This is a genomic window from Klebsiella sp. V115_8 (assembly GCF_029967715.1).
Lineage (GTDB): Bacteria > Pseudomonadota > Gammaproteobacteria > Enterobacterales > Enterobacteriaceae > Klebsiella > Klebsiella quasipneumoniae.
In genome coordinates, this window is sequence record NZ_JASCAR010000023.1 from 40,589 (window position 1) to 61,404 (window position 20,816).

Annotated in this window: 16 protein-coding genes; 9 read left to right on the top strand and 7 right to left on the bottom strand. The window is 61.0% G+C overall.

Annotation, left to right across the window (positions count from 1 at the left end):
* Nucleotides 1-118 precede the first annotated feature (118 nt).
* Nucleotides 119-1,594: a dipeptide/tripeptide permease DtpB gene (gene dtpB / locus QLG03_RS07830; RefSeq protein WP_032454295.1), complete on the top strand. Its 1,476-nt coding sequence runs from the start codon at nt 119-121 to the stop codon at nt 1,592-1,594.
* A 140-nt stretch (nt 1,595-1,734) separates the two neighbouring features.
* On the opposite strand, the gene rsmJ is transcribed toward dtpB, so the two are convergent.
* The 3 genes from rsmJ to QLG03_RS07845 all read right to left on the bottom strand — a co-directional run bounded on the left by rsmJ (nt 1,735) and on the right by QLG03_RS07845 (nt 5,991).
* Nucleotides 1,735-2,487 carry a 16S rRNA (guanine(1516)-N(2))-methyltransferase RsmJ gene (gene rsmJ, locus QLG03_RS07835; RefSeq protein ID WP_032429010.1) on the bottom strand — a complete coding sequence of 251 codons (753 nt, stop codon included), beginning with the start codon at nt 2,485-2,487 and terminating at the stop codon, nt 1,735-1,737.
* 7 nt (nt 2,488-2,494) lie between these two features.
* Nucleotides 2,495-4,537: an oligopeptidase A gene (gene prlC / locus QLG03_RS07840; protein ID WP_023291276.1), complete on the bottom strand. Its 2,043-nt coding sequence runs from the start codon at nt 4,535-4,537 to the stop codon at nt 2,495-2,497.
* Nucleotides 4,538-4,719: 182 nt separating this feature from the next.
* Nucleotides 4,720-5,991 carry a phosphatase PAP2 family protein gene (locus QLG03_RS07845; RefSeq protein WP_023291277.1) on the bottom strand — a complete coding sequence of 424 codons (1,272 nt, stop codon included), beginning with the start codon at nt 5,989-5,991 and terminating at the stop codon, nt 4,720-4,722.
* A 193-nt stretch (nt 5,992-6,184) separates the two neighbouring features.
* Here QLG03_RS07845 and QLG03_RS07850 point away from each other — a divergent pair, with 193 nt between their 5' ends.
* Both QLG03_RS07850 and gorA read left to right on the top strand, forming a co-directional pair.
* Complete coding sequence (locus QLG03_RS07850; protein WP_004204945.1) at nt 6,185-7,027, top strand: 23S rRNA (adenine(2030)-N(6))-methyltransferase RlmJ; 843 nt, start codon at nt 6,185-6,187, stop codon at nt 7,025-7,027.
* Between the two features lie 72 nt (nt 7,028-7,099).
* A complete protein-coding gene (gene gorA / locus QLG03_RS07855; protein ID WP_032454297.1) occupies nt 7,100-8,452 on the top strand; it encodes a glutathione-disulfide reductase in 1,353 nt (450 codons plus the stop codon).
* Between the two features lie 32 nt (nt 8,453-8,484).
* Here gorA and QLG03_RS07860 read toward each other — a convergent pair whose 3' ends face one another.
* Nucleotides 8,485-9,576, bottom strand: coding sequence for a serine hydrolase domain-containing protein (locus tag QLG03_RS07860; RefSeq protein ID WP_255989353.1), 1,092 nt, complete (start codon nt 9,574-9,576; stop codon nt 8,485-8,487).
* A 195-nt stretch (nt 9,577-9,771) separates the two neighbouring features.
* Nucleotides 9,772-10,395 (bottom strand): glutathione S-transferase, encoded by a 624-nt coding sequence (locus tag QLG03_RS07865; RefSeq protein WP_048298718.1) that lies wholly within the window; start codon nt 10,393-10,395, stop codon nt 9,772-9,774.
* Between the two features lie 126 nt (nt 10,396-10,521).
* Between QLG03_RS07865 and QLG03_RS07870 the strand changes: the two genes are divergently transcribed.
* The 3 genes from QLG03_RS07870 to QLG03_RS07880 all read left to right on the top strand — a co-directional run bounded on the left by QLG03_RS07870 (nt 10,522) and on the right by QLG03_RS07880 (nt 14,162).
* Nucleotides 10,522-11,670, top strand: coding sequence for an iron-containing alcohol dehydrogenase (locus QLG03_RS07870; protein WP_255989261.1), 1,149 nt, complete (start codon nt 10,522-10,524; stop codon nt 11,668-11,670).
* A gap of 239 nt (nt 11,671-11,909) precedes the next feature.
* Complete coding sequence (locus tag QLG03_RS07875) at nt 11,910-13,562, top strand: alpha,alpha-trehalase (RefSeq protein ID WP_023291282.1); 1,653 nt, start codon at nt 11,910-11,912, stop codon at nt 13,560-13,562.
* 66 nt (nt 13,563-13,628) lie between these two features.
* A complete protein-coding gene (locus QLG03_RS07880) occupies nt 13,629-14,162 on the top strand; it encodes a GNAT family protein (RefSeq protein ID WP_023291283.1) in 534 nt (177 codons plus the stop codon).
* Between the two features lie 34 nt (nt 14,163-14,196).
* Here QLG03_RS07880 and QLG03_RS07885 read toward each other — a convergent pair whose 3' ends face one another.
* Nucleotides 14,197-14,955 carry an SDR family oxidoreductase gene (locus QLG03_RS07885; RefSeq protein ID WP_023291284.1) on the bottom strand — a complete coding sequence of 253 codons (759 nt, stop codon included), beginning with the start codon at nt 14,953-14,955 and terminating at the stop codon, nt 14,197-14,199.
* A gap of 119 nt (nt 14,956-15,074) precedes the next feature.
* Here QLG03_RS07885 and QLG03_RS07890 point away from each other — a divergent pair, with 119 nt between their 5' ends.
* The 3 genes from QLG03_RS07890 (at nt 15,075) to QLG03_RS07900 (ending at nt 18,706) form a co-directional block, all read left to right on the top strand.
* Nucleotides 15,075-15,974, top strand: a complete 900-nt coding sequence (locus QLG03_RS07890; RefSeq protein ID WP_023291285.1) for a LysR family transcriptional regulator — start codon at nt 15,075-15,077, stop codon at nt 15,972-15,974.
* Nucleotides 15,975-16,080: 106 nt separating this feature from the next.
* On the top strand, nt 16,081-17,112 hold the full coding sequence (gene yhjD / locus QLG03_RS07895) for an inner membrane protein YhjD (RefSeq protein ID WP_023291286.1): 1,032 nt from the start codon (nt 16,081-16,083) through the stop codon (nt 17,110-17,112).
* A gap of 271 nt (nt 17,113-17,383) precedes the next feature.
* On the top strand, nt 17,384-18,706 hold the full coding sequence (locus QLG03_RS07900) for an MFS transporter (RefSeq protein WP_017900001.1): 1,323 nt from the start codon (nt 17,384-17,386) through the stop codon (nt 18,704-18,706).
* Between the two features lie 37 nt (nt 18,707-18,743).
* On the opposite strand, the gene QLG03_RS07905 is transcribed toward QLG03_RS07900, so the two are convergent.
* A complete protein-coding gene (locus QLG03_RS07905) occupies nt 18,744-20,795 on the bottom strand; it encodes an AsmA family protein (protein WP_064158038.1) in 2,052 nt (683 codons plus the stop codon).
* Nucleotides 20,796-20,816 lie beyond the last annotated feature (21 nt).

Genomic DNA, 20,816 nt, shown 5'->3' on the forward strand with positions numbered 1-20,816 from the left:
TATATAATAATCTATTCAATAAGCCAATAACCGCAGCATGGCGAGTTATCAGACATTTTCGGCGCGTTCTGGCATACGCGTTCATACTTTTTGGGAAAGTAATACAAGGCGAAGGAATATGAATACAACTGCACCTACGGGCTTGCTGCAGCAACCTCGTCCGTTCTTTATGATCTTCTTTGTGGAGCTCTGGGAACGTTTTGGCTATTACGGCGTTCAGGGGATCCTGGCGGTCTTCTTTGTTAAACAGTTGGGCTTCTCTCAGGAACAGGCCTTTATCACCTTCGGCGCCTTCGCGGCGCTGGTTTACGGGCTGATCTCCATCGGCGGCTACGTGGGCGACCATCTGCTGGGGACCAAACGCACGCTGGTGCTCGGCGCGATTGTGCTGGCCATCGGCTACTTTATGACCGGGATGTCGCTGCTGAAACCGCAGCTGATCTTTATCGCCCTCGGCACCATCGCCGTCGGCAACGGTTTGTTTAAAGCCAACCCGGCGAGCCTGCTGTCAAAATGCTATCCGCCGAAGGATGCCCGTCTCGACGGGGCGTTTACCCTGTTTTATATGTCGATAAACATCGGTTCGCTGCTGTCGCTGTCGCTGGCGCCGGTGATCGCGGAAAAGTTTGGCTACGCGGTGACCTATAACCTGTGCGGCGCGGGGCTGATTATCGCGCTGCTGGTCTACCTCGCCTGCCGCGGGATGGTGAAAGAGATTGGTTCCGAGCCCGATCATCGCCCCCTCAGCCTGCGCAATCTGGCGCTGGTGCTGGCCGGTACGGTGGTGATGATTTTTCTCTGCGCCTGGCTGATGCATAACGTGATGATCGCCAACCTGGTGCTGATTGTCCTGTCGGTCGTGGTTATTGCGTTCTTTTTCCGCGAGGCGTTTCGCCTTGATAAAACCGGGCGCAACAAAATGTTCGTCGCCTTTATCCTGATGATCGAGGCGGTGCTGTTTTACATTCTCTACGCCCAGATGCCGACCTCGCTGAACTTCTTCGCCATCAATAACGTCCATCATCAGATCCTGGGTTTTACCATCAACCCGGTCAGTTTCCAGGCCCTGAACCCCTTCTGGGTGGTGGTGGCCAGCCCGGTGCTGGCGGCGATCTACACCCATCTCGGCCACAAGGGTAAAGACCTGACCATGCCGGTGAAATTTACCCTCGGGATGTTCCTCTGCGCGCTGGGCTTCCTTACCGCCGCGGCCGCCGGGATGTGGTTCGCCGACGCCCAGGGATTAACCTCGCCGTGGTTTATTGTGCTGGTTTATCTGTTCCAGAGCCTGGGCGAGTTGCTGATCAGCGCCCTGGGGCTGGCGATGGTCGCCGCGCTGGTGCCGCAGCATCTGATGGGCTTTATTCTGGGGATGTGGTTCCTGACCCAGGCCGCCGCGTTCCTGCTCGGCGGCTATGTGGCGACCTTCACCGCGGTGCCGGAAAATATCACCGACCCGCTGCAGACGCTGCCCGTTTACACCAGCGTGTTCAGTAAAATTGGCCTGGTGACCCTGGGGGTCACGGTGGTGATGGCGCTGATGGTGCCGTGGCTGAACCGGATGATTAATACCCCGGGGGAAGCTGAGCGGTAGAGATGATCGTCGGTTTACGCCTTTCTCAGCCCGGACCTGCGGGAATGTTATCCATCTGATATATAAATGATTATGTAGGCCGGGTAAGGCGCAGCCGCCACCCGGCAACATGACGGCGCGTTGCCTGATAGATTGCAAATTTACGCCGGCGTGCCGGCGTATATATCAAACCGATGCCCTTTGGTCACCACCGCGTTCGGCGTGGCGACTTCCGCCAGCGGCGGCGCGTAATCCGGGCGCTTCACCACCACCCGTTTGGTCGCCAGCTGGCGCGCCGGGGCCAGCAGGCCATCGGCGTCTAAATCGGGCCCCACCAGCGACTGAAAGACGCGCATCTCTTTCTTCACCAGCGCGCTTTTCTGCTTATGCGGGAACATCGGGTCGAGGTAGACCACCTGCGGACGCGGGGTAATATCGGTCAGCGCCGTCAGGCTGGAGGCGTGGATCAGCTGCAGCCGCTCCTGCAGCCAGCCGCCGATTTCCGCATCGGCATAGCCGCGGGCCAGGCCATCGTCGAGCAGCGCGGCGACCACCGGATTACGCTCCAGCATCCGCACGCGACAGCCGACCGACGCCAGCACAAAGGCGTCACGCCCCAATCCGGCGGTGGCATCGACGACATCCGGCAGATAATCGCCTTTAATACCGACCGCTTTGGCCACCGCTTCACCGCGGCCGCCGCCAAACTTGCGCCGGTGGGCCATCGCCCCGCCGACGAAATCGACGAAGATACCGCCGAGTTTAGGCTCATCGCGCTTACGCAGCTCCAGATGCTCAGCGGTCAGCACCAGCGCCATCAGGTTATCGTCATCCTGCTCCAGCCCCCAGCGGGCGGCTAAAACAGATAAGGCGCCGTCTCCGGCGCCCGTTTCATCAATTAAGCAGATCTTCACCGCAGACTTAACCCTTGATCCCGTAATGCTCCAGCATCGCATCCAGCTGCGGCTCGCGCCCGCGGAAGCGTTTGAACAGCACCATCGGCTCTTCAGAACCGCCGCGACTCAGGATGTTATCGAGGAACGACTGACCGGTTTCACGGTTGAAGATCCCCTCTTCTTCGAAGCGTGAGAAGGCGTCTGCCGCCAGCACGTCAGCCCACAGGTAGCTGTAGTAACCCGCCGCGTAACCGCCGGCGAAGATATGGCTGAAGGCGTGCGGGAAGCGGCCCCAGGTTGGGCCCGGCACCACGGCGACCTGCTTTTTAATCTCCGCGAGGGTCTCAAGGATTTTCGCCCCCTGCTCCGGCTTGTACTCCGCGTGCAGGCGGAAATCGAACAGGCCGAACTCCAGCTGGCGCAGAATAAACATCGCCGCCTGGTAGTTTTTCGCCGCCAGCATTTTCTCCAGCAGCGCCTGCGGCAGCGGTTCACCGGTTTCATAATGACCGGAGATAAAGGCCAGCGCTTCCGGCTCCCAGCACCAGTTTTCCATAAACTGGCTCGGCAGCTCGACCGCGTCCCACGGCACCCCGCTGATGCCGGAAACCCCGGCGGTATCGATGCGGGTCAGCATGTGGTGCAGACCGTGGCCGAACTCGTGGAACAGGGTGATCACTTCGTCGTGGGTGAACAGCGCCGGTTTGCCGTTGACCGGACGGTTGAAGTTACAGGTCAGGTAGGCGACCGGCTTCTGCAGGGAACCATCCAGCTTACGCATCTGGCCGACGCAGTCGTCCATCCACGCCCCGCCGCGCTTGTGCTCGCGGGCATACAGGTCGAGATAGAAGCTGCCGCGCAGCTCGTTGTGTTCGTCATACAGCTCGAAGAAGCGCACTTCCGGATGCCACACGTCGACATCGGTACGCTCTTTGGCGGTAATGCCGTAAATGCGCTTCACCACTTCGAACAGACCGTTAACGGCTTTGTTTTCCGGGAAATAGGGGCGCAGCTGCTCATCGCTGATGCTGTAGAGATGCTGTTTCTGTTTTTCGCTGTAGTAAGCGATGTCCCACGGCTGCAGCTCTTCGACGCCGAACTCGGCTTTAGCGAAAGCGCGCAGCTGGGCCAGCTCTTTTTCGCCCTGCGGACGGGCGCGTTTTGCCAGGTCGGTGAGGAAGTCGAGCACCTGCTGCGGATCCTCCGCCATTTTGGTGGCGAGGGATTTAAAGGCGTAGCTGTCAAAGCCCAGCAGCTGCGCCAGCTCGTGGCGCAGGGCGAGGATCTCCGCCATCACCGGGCTGTTATCCCATTTACCGGCGTTTGGCCCCTGGTCGGAGGCGCGCGTGGAGTAGGCGCGGTACATCTCTTCGCGCAGCGCCTGGTTGTCGCAGTAGGTCATCACCGGCAGGTAGCTCGGGATATCCAGGGTCAGCAGATACCCTTCCTGCTCTTTGGCCTGGGCCTGCGCCTGAGCGGCGGCCAGCGCGCTTTCCGGCATACCGGCCAGATCGGCGACGTCGGTCACCAGCTTGTTCCAGCCCATGGTGGCGTCAAGGACGTTGTTGCTGTACTGGTTGCCCAGCTCAGAGAGGCGCGCGGCGATTTCACCGTAGCGTTTCTGCGCCTCCGGCGGCAGGCCAATACCGGATAATTCGAAATCGCGCAGCGCGTTATCCACCGCTTTTTTCTGCGCGGTATTCAGCGTGGCGTAGTTATCGCCATCGCGCAGATCGCGGTAAGCTTTATACAGGCCTTCATGCTGGCCGACCCAGGTGCTGTACTCGGAGAGCAGCGGCAGCGTCTGTTCGTAGGCCTCACGCAGTTCCGGGCTGTTTTTTACCGAATTGAGATGGCTGACAGGCGAGAAGATGCGTCCCAGCACATCGTCCACTTCCGCCAGCGGCTGGCAAAGATTTTCCCAGCTATACGGCGCGCCGTGCGCCACTGCGCTTTCCACCGCGGCCCGGCAATCCTCCAGCGCTTTGGTGACCGCAGGGACCACGTGCTCTGGTTTGATCGCAGAAAAAGGCGGCAGGGAAAAAGGCGTCAGTAATGGATTGGTCATATGCGCTGTCCTGTTGAAAAGGGTGAGTGAAGCGCGCGTCCGGCGCTTATGCATGAGATCTAGAATGGGGGATAGTTGGGGGAATTTCAATGACGGGCGGTGCGTCAGCCTGGGTATTGCTGCGATAAGTCCGCCCGTTGCCGGAAAAGCGCGACACGCGGCGCAGCGTGCCGGAAACCGCATTAATGCCTTTTTTGCGCCATCTCCCAGGCCGCCGACAGATTCAGCCGCTGCCAGAACTGCTGTTCGGGGGTGGCGCCGGACAGCGGGTAGCCCGCTGGCAGCGCGGTGTTGACCATCAGCGCCCGACGCTGGGCCGCTGACAGCTGCGGCAGGGCAGCCTCCAGCAGCACTTCCGCCCCCTCCGGCGCCTGCAGGCTCGGCTGCGGCCCCTTCTGCCGCGGCAGGTCGTAGGTCATGGTGAAACGAGTGAAATCACGCATCGCCGGATCGCGCCAGGGATCGTCTTTCACGCTGCTCTTCGCGCACTCGGCAAGCGACGTACCGCAGGCTTTCGCCAGCGCGGCACGCAGCTGATCGCGGGCTTCGTTAAATAATACCCGGTAGCGCGGATCGTTAAGATAATGGGCCACGTTGCGCTCGGCCACCATCCGCGAGCCGATCACGTCCAGCGGATAGTGGACGCCCAGCACAATGCGCGAGTAGCCATAGCGGGCGCCGCGCGCCACCAGCGCGTCGTAGCGCTCCGGGATCATCGCCGCCAGCAGCAGCGCATCGGTATAGCCAGTGTTGGTGTGGCCGCTGGGGAACGAGCCGCCGTCGGCGGTATAGGGCTGGTTATCCTTCACCACCACGTCGTCCGGCACCAGGTGAATGGTGTTGCCCTGGACCAGGAACGGCCGCGGATTGTGGAAGTGCTTTTTCGCCTCGCCGGTGCTGACTTCCGAGGCTTTGATCAGCGCCGCCGCTTTCCCCAGCGCGCCCTGGTCATAGGCGGTCAGAAACGCGTTGCCCAGACGAGGCCCCAGCGCGTCGCTGAGGAAATAGAGGTAGCTAATCCCTTGCGCATCGGCCAGCGCCTGACGGCGGGTGGTCTGCACGGCGTCGCGGTTGATGGCGGTCACCGTCGCCAGATTCTGCTTCACGACGGTCTCCGGCAGACTGCTGAACGCCGACAATAGCGCAATATCCGCCTGCTGGTTTGCCCGGGTCTGGAAGTCGTAGCCGCTGGCCTTCAGCCAGGCGGTATCGGCCTGGGTTTTGTTTTGTTTCGTGTGCGCCAACCGATCGCGGGTCAGCGTCGCGGCATCCCCTTGCAGCGCGTGGCGCAACTGCGCCAGCGCCTGTTGCTCAAGATCGTCATACGCCTGACTGGAGGCAGCCGGCGTCACGCTATTGGCGAGGGCCGCCGCCTTGTTCAGCGGGATGTCTTTAGCCAGAACCGGTTGCGCCAGCAGCAGCGCGACGGCCAGCAGCGAGAGTTGCTTTTTCATTATTTTTCCTTTTATTCAAACAATTACCTTGCCTGTCTCCGACGCTAGCGCGGCCGTTTGACGCTTTTATGACAGCGTTATGTTTTGCAACGCTTTTGGCAGAAATGAAACAGCGCGGCGGCGCAGCGGTAATCTCGGCCGATCTGCGGTAAACTATCGGTTAACTTGTTTATTTCCCGGAATCTCTGCATCCATGCTCAGTTATCGCCACAGCTTTCACGCAGGCAACCACGCCGACGTCCTCAAACACACCGTTCAGAGCCTGATCATTGAAGCGCTGAAAGAGAAAGAAAAACCGTTTCTCTACCTGGACACCCACGCCGGCGCGGGCCGCTATCAGCTGAGCGGCGAGCACGCCGAGCGTACCGGCGAGTATCTCGAAGGCATCGCCCGCATCTGGCAGCAGGACGACCTGCCGGCAGAGCTTGAGCCCTATATTTCGGTGGTCGAACACTTCAACCGTAACGGCCAGCTGCGCTACTACCCGGGTTCTCCGCTGATCGCCCGCCAGCTGCTGCGCGAGCAGGACAGCCTGCAGATGACCGAGCTGCACCCGAGCGACTTCCCGCTGCTGCGCGCCGAGTTTCAGAAAGACAGCCGCGCGCGCGTCGATAAAGCCGATGGCTACCAGCAGCTGAAAGCCAAACTGCCGCCGGTCTCGCGCCGCGGTCTGATTCTGATCGACCCGCCGTACGAAATTAAAACCGACTATCAGGCGGTGGTGACCGGAATTAACGAAGGCTACAAACGCTTCGCCACCGGCACCTACGCGCTGTGGTACCCGGTGGTGCTGCGCGCGCAAATCAAACGCATGATCAAAGACTTAGAAGCCACTGGCATTCGCAAGATTCTGCAGATTGAGCTGGCGGTACGTCCTGACAGCGACCAGCGCGGCATGACCGCCTCCGGGATGATCGTCATCAACCCGCCGTGGAAGCTGGAGCAGCAGATGAACAATGTGCTGCCGTGGCTGCACAGCAAGCTGGTGCCGGCCGGTACCGGTCACACGACCGTCAGCTGGATCGTGCCGGAGTAATCGCAACCATCGGTGGAACCTTTTACGCCTCGCGTTACAATCGCGGCAATCAACGATTAAGGACATATGGGCATGAGCAAACATTATGATTACCTCGCCATCGGCGGCGGTAGCGGCGGTATCGCCTCGATTAACCGTGCGGCCATGTACGGCCAGAAGTGCGCGCTGATTGAAGCCAAAGCGCTGGGCGGCACCTGCGTCAACGTCGGCTGCGTGCCGAAAAAAGTGATGTGGCATGCGGCGCAGATCCGCGAAGCGATTCATCTTTACGGCCCGGACTACGGTTTCGATACCACCATCAACCATTTCGACTGGGAGAAGCTGGTCGCCAGCCGCAGCGCCTATATCGACCGCATTCATACCTCCTACGACAACGTGCTGGGTAAGAACAACGTCGACGTGATTAAAGGCTTTGCGCGCTTTGTCGATGCCCACACCGTGGAAGTGAACGGCGAGACCATTACGGCCGATCATATCCTGATCGCCACCGGCGGCCGTCCGAGCCACCCGACCATTCCGGGCGTGGAATACGGTATTGATTCCGACGGTTTCTTCGAACTGCCGGCGCTGCCGAAGCGCGTGGCGGTGGTCGGCGCGGGCTACATCGCCGTTGAGCTGGCGGGGGTGATTAACGGCCTCGGCGCTGAAACCCACCTGTTCGTGCGCAAGCACGCGCCGCTGCGCAGCTTCGATCCGCTGATCGTCGAAACGCTGGTGGAAGTGATGAACGCCGAAGGTCCGCAGCTGCATACCAACGCCATCCCGAAAGCGGTGGTGAAGCATGCCGACGGCAGCCTGACCCTTGAGCTGGAAGATGGCCGCAGCCAGACCGTTGACTGCCTGATCTGGGCGATTGGCCGCGAACCGGCGACCGATAACTTCAACCTGGCGGCTACCGGCGTGAAAACTGACGATAAAGGCTACATCGTCGTCGATAAGTTCCAGAACACCAGCGTGCCGGGCATCTACGCCGTGGGCGATAACACCGGCGCCGTTGAGCTGACCCCGGTGGCCGTGGCCGCAGGCCGTCGTCTCTCCGAACGCCTGTTTAACAACAAACCGGAAGAGCATCTGGACTACAACAACATTCCGACCGTGGTCTTCAGCCACCCGCCTATCGGCACCGTCGGCTTAACCGAGCCGCAGGCGCGCGAGCAGTATGGCGACGACGCCGTGAAGGTCTACAAATCCTCCTTCACCGCGATGTACACCGCTGTCACCTCGCACCGCCAGCCGTGCCGCATGAAGCTGGTGTGCGTCGGCCCGGAAGAGAAGATTGTCGGTATCCATGGCATCGGCTTCGGGATGGATGAGATGCTGCAGGGCTTTGCGGTGGCGTTGAAGATGGGCGCCACCAAAAAAGACTTCGACAACACCGTCGCCATTCACCCAACGGCGGCAGAAGAGTTTGTCACCATGCGCTAAGGCGCGCAGCCCCGTCTCCGGACGGGGCTTTTTTATTGCGCCGCCAGGTGACGCAGGATCTGGTGGCCGATATAGTTGCTCCAGTTAAAGCTGTTTTGCAGCACCACCACCGCATTCTGATTCGCTTTATCAAAACCGATATAGCTCGAATAGCCGCCGATGTACCCCACCTGATAGGTTAATTGCTGCTCGCCGAACGTGTCTGTTACCCAGGCGATATTCGCCGCTTCAATCCGTCGCGGATAATAGTCGACGCTAACGTCGCGGAACGCCTGATCCAGCGCCGCCTGACCGGTGGGCGCGAAGTGGGCGCGGGCATAGTGAATCAGATCCCCGGCGTCGCTGTACAAACTCGCCGCGCCGACCATGTTATGACGGAACTGCCAGTCCGGCGTCAGCGCGCCGCGGGGTTTAAACTTCGGCTGATCGCCAGCATGGCCCAGCGCCCGCCACGGATAATCACGCAGCGTTTGCGGCAGGAAGCTGGTGTTCCCCATCGCCAGCGGGCGGAAGATCATCCGCGAGGCCAGCGTCTCAATCGATTCGCCAGTCTGGTACTGGAGAAGATAGCCGAGGATCGCGTAGCCGAGGTTGGAGTAACTCGGCGCCGGTTCCGCCGGGGCCTGGAAATGCTGCAGATAACTCAGTACGCCATCGGCATCGAGCTCATGGTAGAAGTTCTCGCCATCGTTGAGATAGGCCAGCAGGTGCTCAAGCGACAGCATATTCATCGGTTGCCGCGGCAGCCCTGAGGTATGCGTCACCAGCTGCAGCAAGGTTATCTTACGGGCATCCTCACTCAGCGCGGTACCCGGCGGCAGCAGGATATGCAGCGTGTCGCGCCAGTGGAAACGGCCCTCGTTCACCAGCATCGTGACCACTTCGGCGGTAACCCCTTTGCTCAGCGAGCCGAGGGCAAACAGCGTATGCGGGGTTATCGGGTAGCGATGTTGGTCATCGGTCACGCCGAAGCAGTGAAACTCCGCCGGGCCGTTATGATGAATAATTGCCACCACCATGCCGCTGACCTGCTTCTCGCGCATGTAATGCCTGACATAATCATCGACGGAAAGCCGCTGACCGTTGCGCCCTGTCAGACTGGTTTCATTGCTGGGCGGGCTCATTTGCGACAGCGTGCCGGAACAGCCTGAAATCAACAGTAATGCCAGTAGCACAAGGCCTAACCGTTTTTTCAAACTGCACCTGCCTGCCACACGTTATTTGGGATGGGATAAAAAATAGACGCGGGATCGTAGCGGCATTACCCCGCCAGTGCAAAGCGAATACGCTGAAAAATCGATAAGGCCCTGGCCCGTTCGCTACGCCACGCCGTTATTTCCATGGCGCATAAACGCCGGGCGCTGATTGAGCGCCATATACCAGCGCTCCACGGCCGGCATTTCCGGATGGGCAAAGGGCGTCATCTTCCAGCGATGCACCGACAGGCCCAGCACAATATCAGCCAGGGTGAAGCGCTCGCCGGCGACCCACGCCCCGGTCCGCTGCAGCTGCGCTTCGACAATGCGCACGCAGTGGGTCCAGGCGGCAATGCTCTCTTTAATCGCCGCCGGATCCTGAAAGCGGGGATCTTTACGCACCAGCCCCATAAAAGCATGGCGCCAGGCATTATTGAACTCGGTCGCCTGCCAGTCCATCCAGTGCTCCACCTCGGCGGCGGGCTGCGGCTCGGCGGGCAGCAGATCCCAGCGCTCCGCTTTTCGCGCCAGATAGCGGCAGATACTGTTCGACTCCCAGAGCACAAAGTCATCGTCCAGCAGTACCGGCACCAGGCTGTTAGGATTCAGGCGCTGAAATTCGGGGGTGTCCAGGGGCTTAAACCCGCTGCCGTAATCCTCCTGCTGGTACGCCAGCCCGATCTCCTCGCAGGTCCACAGCACTTTCCGTACATTGATTGAAGAGCGTTTGCCCAGAATTGTTAGCATCGTCAGCGATTCCTCAGCCATAAAAGAGAGTTCATTCACTCTACTCTATTGCCAGCCAGCAACAAGGCAGAGCGCTGGATAATGTGTATAGTTGATTCCAGCCTGTTTGCCGAAAAGGAACCCGACATGTTGACCCCTTTTACCGTTTTGATGCCTGCAAATATTCGTTTTGGCCGCGGTCAGGCCCAGAGCGCCGCCCCCTGGCTGGCGCAGCAGGGCGGTCCTGTTCTGCTGGTGCATGGCGCCAGCCCGGAGCGGGCGGCGTTTCTCCGCCATCAGCTGGAGGCGTTGCAGCTGGCGGTCACGACGCTGGCGATAAGCCGCGAACCCTGGCTTATCGATATTGAGCAGGGCGTCCAGCTGGCGCGCGAGAAAGGGATCAGGGCGGTGGTTAGCCTCGGCGGCGGCGCGGTGATTGACGCCGGTAAGGCGATTGCGGCGCTGGCGCCCGCCACCGGCCCGCTGATCGACTATCTGGAAGTCGTGGGAACGGGCCGTCAGCTGGAAGCCAGCCCGCTGCCGTTCGTGGCGATCCCCACCACCGCGGGCACAGGCGCGGAAGTCACTAAAAATGCGGTGCTCAACGTCGTGGAACAGCAGCGGAAAGTGAGCCTGCGCGACGACCGGATGCTGCCTGACCTGGCCATTGTCGACCCGGCGCTAACCGACAACGCGCCGCGCAGCATCACCCTGAGCTCCGGCCTCGACGCCCTGACCCAGGTGATCGAGCCCTGGCTCTGCAGCCGGGCCACCCCTTTCACCGACGCCCTCTGTCAGCAGGCGATCCCGCGCGGCATCCGCGCGCTGAAGGTTCTGATGGAAAAAGAGTGCCCGGCCAGCCGCGACGAGATGGCCTGGGTCAGCCTGTGCGGCGGAGTGGCGCTGGCGAACGCCGGGCTGGGGGTGATCCACGGCCTCGCCGGCCCGCTGGGCGGCCTGAGCCGCGCCTCGCACGGCGCCTTATGCGGCAGCCTGCTGCCGTTTGGGCTGGCGCTGAATGAGTCGCAGATAAACGACCCCGCCCTGCGCCAGCGCTTCAACGACGTTCGCCGCTGGCTGGCCGAGGGGCTGGAGGTCCCGGCGGATCGGGTCTGGGACAGTCTGCGGGAATGGAGCCATCGCGCCGGTCTCGGCACCCTGCGCGACCTCGGCGTGGCGCGCGACGCCCTGGAGCCGGCGGCGCTGGCCGCCAGCACCTCCTCGTCGATGAAGGCCAATCCGGTCAGCCTGAGCAGCGAACAGCTGCTGGAGATGCTGGAGGCGGCGTGGGAGTGAGCGCGCCGGGATAAAATTTTGTTGCATAATGAATGCTCCGAATTTTATCTTCACCTAATCGCGAACTTATTTATTATTTATCAAGGTGTTAATTAGAAATCACCGCGTCCCCTGCAGGCGGAAAAGCGTGATCTAACGCACAGTTTACTTCACACTCACCGAAGCGACTGTCTACGCTTAAAAGACAAGGCCGGGTACGCCCGGCCGCGAACTCACGCTATCCGGAGGTCCGTATCGCTATGTTCAGCCAGAAATTACGCCACGTTGAAGACGACGAGTTAAGGATCGACATCGATCCCTGCTACGAAGCCGATCCGTACGAATTAAAGCTGGATGAGATGATTGACGCTGAACCGGAGCCTGAGGTGATCGAGGGGCTTCCGGCCTCCGATGCCCTCACCCCGGCGGATCGCTATCTTGAGCTGTTTACCAACGTGCAGAAATCACGCATTTTTGCCGACAGCAAAACTTTTCCCGACTGCGCGCCGAAACACGACCCGCTGGACATCCTGCGGAACTACCGGAAGGTCAAACGCCAGCCCGATTTCGACCTGCGGCAGTTCGTTGAGGATAATTTCTGGCTGCCGGAGAGCCATACCGACGTCTACACCTCCGACCCCAGCCTGACGCTGAAAGAGCATATCGATAAGCTATGGCCGGTGTTGACCCGCGAGCCTCAGGATCATATCCCCTGGTCATCGCTGCTGGCGCTGCCGCAGGCCTATATCGTGCCCGGCGGTCGCTTTAGCGAAACCTATTACTGGGACTCTTATTTCACCATGCTGGGGCTGGCGGAGAGCGGCCGGGAAGATCTGCTGAAATGCATGGCCGATAACTTCGCCTGGCTGATTGAAACCTACGGTCACATTCCGAACGGTAACCGCACCTACTACCTCAGCCGCTCGCAGCCCCCGGTGTTCGCTCTGATGGTCGAACTTTTTGAAGAGGACGGCGTGCGCGGCGCGAAGCGCTATCTGGATCATCTGAAGATGGAGCATGCCTTCTGGATGGACGGCGCCGAGTCGCTGATCCCGCATCAGGCGTATCGGCACGTGGTGCGCATGCCGGATGGCTCCCTGCTCAATCGCTACTGGGACGACCGGGACACGCCGCGGGATGAATCGTGGCGCGAGGACGTGGAGACCGCCCGACACTCCGGACGGCCGGCCAATGAAGTCTACCGCGACCTGCGGGCGGGCGCCGCGTCCGGCTGGGACTACTCCAGCCGCTGGCTGCGGGATATCACGCGACTGGCCAGTATCCGTACCACGCAGTTTATCCCCATCGACCTGAACGCCTTCCTGTTCAAGCTGGAGACGACCATCGCCAACCTCTCCGGCCTGAAGGGCGATCGCGAGACGGAAGCGGCCTTCCGCCAGAAGGCTCAGGATCGGCGGGCGGCGGTTAACCGCTATCTGTGGGACGATGAGAACGGCTGTTTTCGCGATTATGACTGGCGCCGCGAACAGCTGGCGCTGTTTTCCGCCGCCAGCATTGTCACCCTTTACGTCGGCCTGGCGACCCACGAACAGGCGGAACGCCTTGCCGATGCGGTGCGGGCCCGCCTGCTCACCCCCGGCGGGATCATGGCCACCGAATACGAGAGCGGCGAGCAGTGGGATAAACCCAACGGCTGGGCGCCGCTGCAGTGGATGGCGGTGCAGGGATTTAAACGCTACGGCCAGGATCCGCTGGGCGATGAGATCGCCTGGAGCTGGCTGCAGACGGTCAACCACTTCTACAAGCAGCACCACAAGCTGATTGAGAAATACCACATCGCCACCGGCGTTCCGCATGAGGGCGGCGGCGGGGAGTATCCCCTGCAGGATGGCTTCGGCTGGACCAACGGCGTCGTGCGCCGGCTGATTGGCCTCTACGGCGAGCCAACCTAGTCGGGCTGTTCCCGGCGGCCTTCTCCTGCTATGTTCAGAAGATTCGCCCTGCCCGGAATGACGCTTATGCCTGAACTTCTGACGCCGCGCCTGCGCTGCTCACCGCTGCAGCTGGACGACTGGTCGTTTTTTCTTTCCCTGCAGCAGGATCCGCAGGTCATGCTCTACGTGGCCGACCCCAGGCCGCAGGCGGCCATCCGCGAGGCGTTCGATTCGCGGCTGCCGCCGTGGACGCCCGGGGATGAACACTGGCTGTGCCTGGTGGTGCGCGACAGGCTGACCCATACCCCGCTCGGCCTCACCGGTTACCAACATCATCAGCGCGACATTGCCGAGGTCGGCTTTCTCTTCGCCCCGGCGGCGCAGGGTCGTGGCTACGGCTACGAATCGCTGCGCGCGCTGTGCGACTACGCCTTCACCACCGGCGGCGTCCGCCGCCTGACCGCCAGCGTCACCGCCGGCAACGAGGCGTCCAAGCAGTTACTGCTCAAAGCCGGCTTCCGGCTGGAGGGGGAGCTGCGGGAGAACTACTGGCTCAACGGGCGCTGGCACAATGACTGGCTGTTCGGTCGGCTGCGCGCGGAGGGCGATGCGCCCTAGCGCACCGCCGCTCACGGTCTGACGACAGCGGGGTTCAGAGGAACATTCCTCCCGAGACTTCCACGCGCTGCGCGTTCATCCACGCCAGCTCATCGCTGAGCAGGGCGGCGATGGCGTCGCCGATATCATCCGGTAGCCCGACGCGCCCCAGCGCGGTCTGGGCGGCGATATGCCGATTCACCTCGGCGTTATCGCGCACCACCCCGCCGCCAAAGTCGGTCTCAATGGCCCCCGGCGCGATGATGTTCACCGATATCCCCCGTCCGCCCAGCTCTTTCGCCTGATAGCGGGTCAGAACCTCCATCGCCCCCTTCATCGCGGCGTAGGCCGCATAGCCCGGCAGGGCAAAGCGCGCCAGGCCGCTGGAAACGTTGAGGATGCGGCCCCCGTCCTGCAGGAGGGGCAGCAGCCGCTGGGTCAGGAAAAACGGGCCTTTGAACTGAATGTTCATCAGCTCGTCAAACTGCGCTTCGCTGGTCTCGGCGAAGGGGACGTTGAGGCCGATCCCGGCGTTGTTCAGTAAATAATCAAAGGTGGTGCGTCCCCACTTCTGCGCCAGCACCTGCGCCACCTCGCTGGCGAAAGCGTCGAATGTTGAAGGATCGCCGACGTTCAGCGCCAATGCTGCCGCCTTCACTCCTTTTTGCTCAATCTCCGCCACCACCTCGAGCGCCGCCTGGCGGTTGCTGTGATAGGTCAGAAGAATGTCGGTTCCCTTCGCCGCCAGCTTCAACGCGGCGTTTTTACCCAGACCGCGGCTGCCGCCGGTCACTAAAGCGATACGTTGTGTCATCAGAAGACCCCTTTCAGGTTGCGTTGTGATTGTGTTCCAGCTTATTAACTGCCAGTGAAACAATAAATACGCTACATTACGTTTTACTGTTTCATTCACAACAACAATAGGCCATCGGCATGGATAAAATTCATGCAATGCAGTTATTCATTCGCGTAGCGGATCTGGAGAGTTTCTCCCGCGCCGCCGAGACCTTGGCGCTGCCGAAAGGCAGCGTCTCGCGGCAGATTCAGGCCCTGGAAAGCCATCTTGGCGTGCGCCTCCTGCACCGTACCACCCGCCGGGTTCAGCTCACCCAGGATGGGATGGTCTACTACGAGCGGGCGAAGGATCTGCTGAGCAACCTCGACGAACTGGACGGTATGTTCCAGCACGATCCGGCGAGCATCAGCGGCCGGCTGCGGGTGGATATGCCGGTCGGTTTTGCCAAAAAGCTGGTGATCCCGCACCTGCCGGCTTTTTTGCAGCAGTATCCGGGCATCGAACTGGAGCTGAGCAGCAGCGACCGGCTGGTGGACGTGATCCGCGAGGGGTTTGACTGCGTGGTGCGCGTCGGCGCGCTCAAAGACTCCGGGCTTATCGCCCGCCCGCTGGGCAAGCTGACGCAAATTAACTGCGCCAGCCCGGACTACCTGACCCGTTTTGGCTACCCGCAATCCCTGGAGGATCTGGCGGATCATGCCCTGATCCACTACGCCAGCACCCTCGGGGTCCGTCCTTCCGGCTTCGAGGTGGTGATCGACGGCGCCGTGCGCTGGGTAAAAAGCGGCGGCATATTGACGGTCAACAGCACGGAAACCTATCAGGCGGCCTGTATCGCCGGGCTGGGAATTATTCAGGTGCCACGCACCGGCGTGCGCGAGGCGTTACGCGCCGGCGAACTGATTGAGATCCTGCCCCAGTACCGCGCTGAGCCGCTGCCGGTCTCGCTTATCTACCCGCACCGGCGCAATCTCTCCCGCCGCGTGCATCTGTTTATGGAGTGGCTGGGCGGGCTGATGAAAGATTACGTCGATTGATCCCCGCGGAGGGTGAACGGGGGACGGGCAGATGCGTTCCTGCAGGATACGGCATTTAAGGTATACTTTTTGCTGAATCTCGCGGTAAAAAAGGAAGAAATCACGTATGACGCCGGAAAACGACGATCGACGCCCCCCACAGGAACCGGACACGCAGCCGGAGAAAAACAAAAGCCCCCTCGACGCTCTCAATGACACGGCCGTCGGGCAAAAAGCCAGCCAGGCGCTGAAGACCGTCACCGGAACGGCGGCCAAAGTGCAGCGCAACCCGGTAGTCGCCCACCTGATACGCGCCGCAGAGCGCTTCAACGACCGGCTGGGCAATCAGTTCGGCGCGGCCATCACCTACTTCTCGTTCCTGTCGATGATCCCGATCCTGATGGTCTCGTTTGCCGCCGCCGGCTTCGTGCTGGCCTGGCATCCGACCCTGCTGCAGGACATTTTCGACAAAATTCTGCAAAACGTCAGCGACCCGACGCTGGCGGCGACGCTGAAAAACACCATCAACACCGCGGTGCAGCAGCGCACCGCCGTCGGCCTCGTCGGCCTGTTGGTGGCGCTCTATTCCGGCATTAACTGGATGGGCAACCTGCGCGAAGCGATCCGCGCTCAGTCGCGCGACGTCTGGGAGCGCCGGCCGCAGGACGAGGAGAAAATCTGGATAAAATACTTCCGCGATCTTATCTCGCTGATCGGTCTGCTGGTGGCGCTGATTATTACGCTGTCGATCACCTCTGTCGCCGGTTCCGCCCAGCAGTTGATTATCTCCGCGCTGTATCTGGACAATATTGAATGGCTGAAACCCGCCTGGCGGCTGATCGGTCTCGCCATCTCGATTTTTGCCAACTATCTGCTCTTTTTCTGGATCTTCTGGCGGCTGCCGCGCCACCGTCCACGGCGCAAAGCCCTGTTTCGCGGCACGCTTATCGCGGCGATTGGCTTTGAAATCATCAAAATCGTCATGACCTGGACGCTGCCGGCGCTGGTGAAATCCCCTTCCGGGGCGGCGTTCGGATCGGTGCTGGGGCTGATGGCCTTTTTCTATTTCTTTGCCCGCCTGACGCTGTTCTGCGCCGCGTGGATCGCCACCGCGGAGTATAAAGACGACCGGCGGATGCCGGGCAAAACCCACCGCTGAGGTATTGCGAGGATGAATAAAAGAGGCAAAATTCATCCTCGCGCTTGATTTCAGCAGATAAATCCAGGACGTAACTTTTATTTAACGAAAAACTGGTTTTATTCTCTATCTTTTTAATTGTGTGAAGCATTTCATAGAACTATTTTTTCTGGCGTAAAAATTATCCGCTTTTTGCCTCTTTTTTGCTCATTTTCCGCGTTTGTTACAGATTGAAATGTCCCGGTGGCTGTGGCTATATGGCTTTTCGTTCGCGCAAAAATAAGAAAGATCTATGCAAGCCACAGCCACCACACTCGAAAACACGCAGGAAACCGCCCCGGTCAACTCACGCAACAAAGTCGTTGTCGCCTCGCTCATTGGCACCGCCATTGAGTTTTTCGACTTCTACATCTATGCCACTGCCGCGGTCATCGTCTTCCCGCATATCTTCTTCCCGCAGGGCGATGCCGCCGCGGCCACCCTGCAGTCGCTGGCCACCTTCGCCATCGCCTTCGTCGCCCGGCCAATCGGTTCCGCGCTGTTTGGCCACTTCGGCGATCGCGTCGGCCGGAAGGTCACCCTGGTGGCCTCGCTGTTAACCATGGGGATCTCCACTGTGGTGATCGGCCTGCTGCCCGGCTATGAAAGCATTGGCATTGTCGCGCCGATGCTGCTGGCGCTGGCGCGCTTCGGTCAGGGACTTGGCCTCGGAGGGGAGTGGGGCGGCGCAGCGCTGCTGGCAACGGAAAACGCCCCGGCGCGCAAGCGTGCCCTGTATGGCTCCTTCCCGCAGCTGGGCGCGCCGATCGGCTTCTTCTTCGCCAACGGCACCTTCCTGCTGCTCTCCTGGCTGTTAACCGATCAGCAGTTTATGGAGTGGGGCTGGCGCGTGCCGTTTATCTTCTCCGCGGTGCTGGTGATCATCGGTCTGTATGTTCGCGTTTCGCTGCATGAGACCCCGGTCTTCGCCAAAGTGGCGGCGGCGAAAAAACAGGTCAAAATCCCGCTGGGTACCCTGTTGACCAAACACGTCCGCGTGACGGTGCTGGGCACCTTCATCATGCTGGCAACCTATACGCTGTTCTACATCATGACCGTCTACTCGATGACCTTCAGCACCGGCGCGGCGCCGAATGGCCTGGGCCTGCCGCGTAACGAAGTGCTGTGGATGCTGATGATGGCGGTGATTGGCTTTGGCGTAATGGTGCCGATCGCCGGCCTGCTGGCGGACGCCTTTGGTCGTCGTAAGAGCATGATTATCATCACCACGATGATTATTTTGTTCGCCCTGTTCGCCTTTAAACCGCTGCTGGGTTCCGGTAACCCGCTGCTGGTCTTTGCCTTCCTGCTGCTGGGCTTAAGCCTGATGGGACTGACCTTTGGCCCGATGGGCGCGCTGCTGCCGGAGCTGTTCCCGACGGAAGTGCGCTACACCGGGGCGTCGTTCTCCTATAACGTGTCGTCGATCCTCGGCGCCTCGGTCGCGCCGTACATTGCCGCCTGGCTGCAGGGCAACTATGGCCTCGCGGCGGTCGGCACCTATCTGGCGGCGATGGCGGCGCTGACGCTGATCGCCCTGCTGCTGACCCACGAGACCCGCCACCAGTCGTTGTGATCCTTCGCCCTGACGCCGCTGGCGTCAGGGCTCTCCCCTACTTTTTCATCTGCGACAATATGGTCCGGCACTGGTTGCTATCGCCCTCCGCCGGGGAGATCAGCGCCAGCAGCGCGGCAGCCGGCGTCACCAGAGTAGCCAGCGCCGCCGCTACCGCGCCGCGGACAATCAGCGGCCCGGCCTTCACCCCCGCCTGCGGCGATTTAAAGGTGCCGCGAACATACAGCGGGGAACGCAGGGTGATCACCCGGAAGCCCTTGCTTTCCGGATCGATGGTCAGGTCCAGCTGCTCGGAGGCGAAGCTGGCGGTCCCGGTCACATTGATCAGCGCGTTTTCCGTATCGAAGGCAAAAATCTGCGGCCGGGCGACGCCGTTGGTCACGTCGATATTGGCCGCCGCGCAGTTCACCCGAACCTCCTCATCACCAAAAATCTGGCCGATCAGGTAGTTACCGACGTTAAGGCCGAGAATTTCCATCAGGTTGCGACTGATCAGGCCGTCGTTCATCAGCAGCTTCAGGTTGCCGTTGCTGTTGCCGAGCAGCGCCGCCACCGAGTTGCCGCTGCCGCGCAGCTGAACGTCGCCATTCATCTCGCCGAGGGTTTTCTGCATCATCTCGACGTTCGGCATCAGCGCCTTCAGCTTCAGGCGCCGCGCCTGCAGATTGGCCTCACCCTGCAGCGGCTTTTTATCGCCCTGCAGGTGCACGCTGCCGGCAATCGACCCGTTGGCCAGGCCAAAGCGCACCGGCTGCAGGCGCAGGTCGCCATCCTCCAGGATCACGTGGGTCGCCAGATCGCTGATCGGCAGCGTACCGCCGTGCTCAATTCTCCGGCCCTTAAAGCGCACATCGGCATCCATCACCTGCCATTTATCGGTTTCAAAGCGGTCCGCCGGCAGCACTTTACCCGCCGGCTGCGGCCGATCGCCCGCCTGGCGCGCAGCGCTTTTCTTCGTCCCTTTGCCGGAGTCGACGCCGATTAACGGCCCGAGATCCGCCAGCCGCAGCTGCTTCGACTCCATGTCGCCGCTGAGCTTCGGCCGCGGTTTGCCAGTGGTATAGGTCAGGGAACCATGAATGTCGCTATCGCCGATCCGGCCGTTAAAATTCTGATAGTCAAAGCGCATGCTGTTTTTCTGCTTAAAGTCGGCGCGCAGACGGCCGTCGGTGGAGAACGACGGCGTCTCCGGCAGCAGCACGCCGGTCAGGTCGTAGAGATCGCGCAGCGAATCGCCGGCGAATTTCAGCCGCAGGTCAATGCCGCCGACGTTGAGCGGATCGCTGACCGTGCCGCTGAACGCCACCCGCGTATTGCCGGAGCGGAAGTCGCCCTGCAGCGGGAAAGGCGTGCTTGCGCTGCGCAGAGCCAGCATGCCGCCGATTTTACCGTTGCCGGTGACCGGCTGGTCCTTATAGCGGCCCTTCAGCGACAGGCCAAAGACGTAGTCGCCTGGTTTCGCCGCACTATGCCGATCCTTCGTGCCAGTGACTTCGCTGAACGGCAGCGGTTTGCCGAGGGGATCGACGAGAATGGTGATATCGCTGCGGGTGATCTTGTCATCAATGGCGATAGTCCCGCGATCGAAGAGAATGTTATCGAGGCGGAAAGACCAGCTGGAGGGGGCGCTGTCCCCCGCGGCACGCTGATCGCCAGCCAGCTGAAAGGTCCAGTTATTGTTGTCTTCCGCCAGGCGGATCAGCCGCACGTCGGGCTGTTCCAGCTTGATCCACGGCAGATACACCGTTTTGCTCAGCAGCGCCAGCGGGGCGAGGGTCGCCTCCACCCGCGGCAGGTGGATCATGGTCACCTGGGGAATGGCCGGCGGGTTGCCCAGCACGATATCTTCCGCGTGCACATGGGGCCACGGGATCCAGCTGCGCCAGCCGCGCTCCTCCGGCTGCCGCTCCCAGACCACGCCGAGATCGCCGCGGATGGCGAACGGGCGGTTCAGCTCGGCAGACACTTTCTGATTAATCGTCGGCTTCAGCCGGTTCCAGTCGAAGGTGGCCAACACGATAAAGAAGAGAACGATCAGCAACAGTATCGTTCCTGTGATGATAACCAACGTTTTACGGGTTCTGCTCATCCCTACTCCGCTCCTTTTGCA